The organism is Flavobacterium sp. (assembly GCF_043720215.1).
Classification (GTDB): domain Bacteria; phylum Bacteroidota; class Bacteroidia; order Flavobacteriales; family Flavobacteriaceae; genus Flavobacterium.
Window position 1 is genome coordinate 1 of sequence record NZ_JAYSSZ010000093.1, and the last position, 4,721, is coordinate 4,721.

Consider the following 4,721-nt stretch of genomic DNA (forward strand, 5'->3'; position numbering starts at 1 on the left):
AAGAACATCAAAAACAAAAGCATTTATTGTAGTTGCAAAATCTAATAAATCGCTTGCAGTAATGGTTTCTTTATTTTCTTTTAATACATTCACAAAACGAACACCTTCAAACAAATGAGCAATAAGAATTGGTGTATTAAAATCGTCATTCATGGCATCATAACAATTTTGTTTCCAATTTTTGATATCTATTGATGTCGTATTTGATGTTGTAAATTGAGCTGTATTTTTTAAATTATCAACGGCTTCCATCAATCGATAAAAACCTTTTTCAGCAGCAAGAATTGCATCATTAGTAAAATCGAGATTACTACGATAATGCGCTTGCAACATAAAAAAACGAGCAACAGAAGCAGAAAAAGCTTTTGTTAAGAATGGACTTCCACCAGAATAAATTTCGCTTGGCAAAATATTATTCCCTGTCGATTTCGACATTTTTTTCCCGTTTAAAGTCAACATATTAGCATGCATCCAATAATTTACTGGTTCCTGACCAGTACATGCTTCATTTTGAGCAATTTCGCATTCGTGATGCGGAAATTTCAAATCCATTCCGCCACCGTGAATATCAAAATGATTACCTAAATATTTGGTACTCATAGCAGTACATTCTAAATGCCAACCAGGAAAACCATCGCTCCAAGGCGAAGGCCATCGCATAATATGTTCTGGCTCTGCTTTTTTCCAAAGGGCAAAATCCTGATGGTTTCTTTTATCGCTTTGTCCGTCGGTATCGCGAGTATTAGCCAACATATCTTCGATATTTCTACCGCTTAATTTTCCGTAATTGTTAGTTTCGTTAAACTTTACGACATCAAAATAAACAGAACCGTTAGATTCATAACCAATTCCTTTAGCTATAATTTTCTTAACAATCTCAATTTGTTCAATAATGTGACCAGTTGCCGTAGGTTCGATACTTGGAGGCAAAAAGTTATAGGCTTTCAAAACATTATGAAAATCGACAGTATAACGCTGCACAATTTCCATAGGTTCTAGTTGTTCTAGTTTAGCTTTTTTGGCAATTTTATCTTCACCATCATCTACATCATCTACAATATGACCTACATCAGTAATGTTTCTAATATACCTAACCTTATAACCCAAATGCAAAAAATAGCGATATATCACATCAAACGACATAAAAGTACGCACATTGCCTAAGTGAACATTGCTGTAAACTGTCGGTCCACAAACATACATACCAATATTTCCTTCATTAATAGGAGTAAAGTTTTCTTTTTCGCCCGAAAGCGAATTGTATATTTTTATGAGGTGCGATTTATATAATGGCATTTTTTTATTTGTTTTAGGAGCTATTCCTGCTTTTCGTTTCAATCTTTTTTTCGTGCCTCAAAAAAGGATTTCCACTGCAATCAGGGCTAGGGCATTTCGGTATTAATAAATTTTTGTTTAGAATTTTGTTTCCAATTTAATATAATCTAAGAATTCTCTTTTAGTTTCTAAGTTTTTAAATTTCCCGCCAAATTCTGAAGTTACAGTACTACTTTCTATGTCTTTTATTCCGCGAGAGTTTACACAAAGATGTTTGGCATCAATAACACAAGCCACATCATCAGTTCCTAAAGCGATTTGTAGTTCTTGTACAATTTGCATAGTTAGTCTTTCCTGAACTTGAGGTCTTTTTGAATAATATTCGACGATACGATTCATTTTAGATAAACCGATCACTGTTCCATTTGATATGTAAGCAACATGAGCCCTACCTACAATAGGTAACAAATGATGTTCGCAAGTAGAGTAAACCACAATGTTTTTCTCGACCAGCATTTCCCCATACTTGTAGTTGTTATCAAAAGTTGAAGAACTTGGTTTTTTGTTAGGATTTAGCCCTCCAAAAATTTCCTTTACAAACATTTTTGCCACTCGATTTGGAGTTCCAGACAGACTATCGTCAGTAAGATCCATGCCAAGTGTGTTTAATATATTTTCAACATCTTTTTTTATAGATGCTATTTTTTGATCATCAGTTAAATCAAACGCATCTTTTCGTACAGGATTTTTTGCGTTTGTAGCGATGTGATTGTTGCCAATTTCGTCTTGAAAATCGTCGGTATGAGCCATTAAATAAGGTTTTTATTCAATTAAAAAAAAATATAAATGCAAATATATGGAATATATTCAAATTTAGTAATCGATTTTGATTATTAAAAAGTATAAAAAAAAATGCATATTATTTAAAAAATCGTTAAATTTCGTCCGATTTTTTAAAGTTAATATTATCAATATATTATGAAAAGATATTTACCTATACTTGTTTTGTGTTTTTCTTATTTTATTTCTTCGGCTCAAAACATTGCAGTCACAATAGATACACCTTTACCAGTATGTAGCCCTGGAGATTGCGTGGCTTTGCAAGCAAATTATCCAATTACGCAGCCAACAAATACATATACAGTAGCTTCAATTCCTTACGCGCCAACTTTTCCTTTTGTTGGAGGAACAAATTTGAATGTTACTATTGATGACAGATGGTCAGATATTGTTACTTTACCTTTTCCATTTTGTTTTTATGGACAAAATTATACTAGTTTATTAGTTGGCTCCAATGGGGTGTTAAGTTTTGATATTAACGGAATAGTTCCAGGCGGTACGGAAATACCTCTTGGAGGTTGTGATTGGTCTTTTTCAACACCGTTACCTGATGCTGGATTTCCAATTAAAAATGCAATTTATGGAGTGTACCAAGATATTCATCCAGGTTTAATTACAAATCCTGCTGTTCAAAATATAAATTATTATGTTACAGGAACATACCCTAATAGAGTATTTATTTTAAATACTAATCAAATGCCTCAATATAGTTGTAATCTGAGCGTTGGAACTCAAACATATCAAATTGCATTGTATGAAGCTACAAATGTTATTGAAGTATTGGTGAGTAGACGAACTTCATGCACTGGATGGAATGGTGGAGCTGGAGTTATTGGAGTTATGAATCAAGCTGGAACTCAAGCCGTAGTTCCTCCTGGAAGAAATACCGGAACTTGGTCAGCAACGAATGAATCTTGGCGTTTTACCCCAGCTTTAGCAGGACCTTCGAATGTTGTTCTAACTTGGTTAGCTAACGGTGTTCCTGTTCCTGCGAGTACAAATGTTAATCCATTATCAGTTTGCCCTACAGCATCAACAGTTTACACTGCCATTGCAAGTTATACAAGATGTGATGCTACAACAATTGTTGTACAAGATACGGAAACAGTTGCTCCAGAAGTTTATCCGCTTTCTAATCCTACTAACTTAAACATATGTACAAGTGCTGCACCACCCTATATTTTTAATATAAATCAGAATGCTGCAATGCTTGGAGCTTTATCACCGAGTGATTATACTATTACATACCATGTTGGTTCGGCAAGTGGCCCTGTTATTCCTAACGGAAGTTTGGGAGCTTATTCTAGTGCAGGTGCTGGAGAACAAATATGGGTAGTAGTAGAAGATTTAAATACTACAGGTTGTATAAATGAAAGATTCTTTACATTAAACGCACTAGCTTCACCATCGGGAACATTTTCATATACAGCTAGTCCTTATTGTAATAGTATTACAACTGCACAAGCTATAACATCAGTTGGATTAACAACAGGAGGAACATTTACAGCAACACCAGTTGGTTTGAGTTTGAATTCAACAACTGGAGCAGTTGTACCAAGTACCAGTTTATTAGGAACCTATACGGTAAATTATGATATTGCTGCAACAGGAAGTTGTCCAGCATTTAATACTAGTACAACGGTTATTATAAATCCAGTGGTAACTCCAACTATAAATTGTGGTGCATCAACAACTACTTCAGTAGTATTTACTTGGGCAGCAGTTGTGGGAGCGACAGGTTATGATGTATCATATCAAGTCAATGCGAATCCAGTTGTAAATGTTGGCGCAATAGGAAATGTTTTAACGTATTCAGTTACTGGTTTAACGCCAGGCGATAGCGTAGTCATTACATTAACACCAACAGGACCTGTGGGTAATTGTTTTTCACCAAATACACAAACCTGTATTGCTACAAATTGTACTCCACCAACAGCTTCAATATCTTATAGTACTCCTAGTGCGCCTAGTACATCATTTTGTGAATCAGATATAGTGCCTAAATTAGTTAATTTGTCAGGAACAGGCATTTTTTCACCAGGTAGTTATATTGCAAGTCCAAATACACTTATTATTAATCCAACTTCAGGTGCTATTACGCCAAATGGAAGTACACCTGGAAATTATACAGTGACCTATACTATTCCTGCTGCATCAGCTGGTTGTTCGTCAGTAACAGCTACAACATTGGTAACTATTAATTCACAACCAAACGCGGGTATTGATGGTGGTACTATCATTTGTGATTCTAGTCTAACAACTATTGACTTATTTTCTTTAATTTCTGGAGAAGATACAGGAGGAATTTGGTCTCAAACTTCTGGATCAGGTGGAACTTTTAATGTTATCGCAGGAACCTATGCACCTGCAATAGGTGCAACTACAAGTACGTTTACTTATTCGTTTTCAGGAATAGCTCCATGTATTAATGATACAAGTTTAGCGACTGTTACAATTAACCCAGCTCCAACAGTAGTTATATCAGGAACCACGTCAGTATGTTCAGGAACAGGAGCCAATATTACTTTTACAGGAACTCCAAATGCTACAGTTACTTATACCTTAAATGGAGGAGCAAACCAAACGATTATCCTAAATGCAGGAGG

At 35.0% G+C, this 4,721-nt stretch carries 2 protein-coding genes and 1 pseudogene; 1 reads left to right on the forward strand and 2 read right to left on the reverse strand.

The genetic code is table 11. The features are described 5' to 3' along the window. Positions 1 to 1,296 (reverse strand): cysteine--tRNA ligase (gene cysS / locus ACHZC3_RS04455; protein ID WP_394758680.1); only part of this gene is annotated, 1,296 nt, incomplete at its 3' end. A 117-nt stretch (positions 1,297 to 1,413) separates the two neighbouring features. Then, positions 1,414 to 2,085 carry a GTP cyclohydrolase I FolE gene (gene folE, locus ACHZC3_RS04460; RefSeq protein ID WP_394758679.1) on the reverse strand — a complete coding sequence of 224 codons (672 nt, stop codon included), beginning with the start codon at positions 2,083 to 2,085 and terminating at the stop codon, positions 1,414 to 1,416. Between the two features lie 168 nt (positions 2,086 to 2,253). On the opposite strand from folE, the pseudogene ACHZC3_RS04465 reads away from it, so the two are divergent. Continuing rightward, positions 2,254 to 4,721, forward strand: a pseudogene (locus tag ACHZC3_RS04465) (hypothetical protein); the annotation flags it as partial.

What these genes read in the sequence shown, in the direction of transcription:
- folE (WP_394758679.1), bottom strand. Translation starts at nt 2,085, where the DNA reads ATGGCTCATACCGACGATTTTCAAGACGAAATTGGCAACAATCACATC.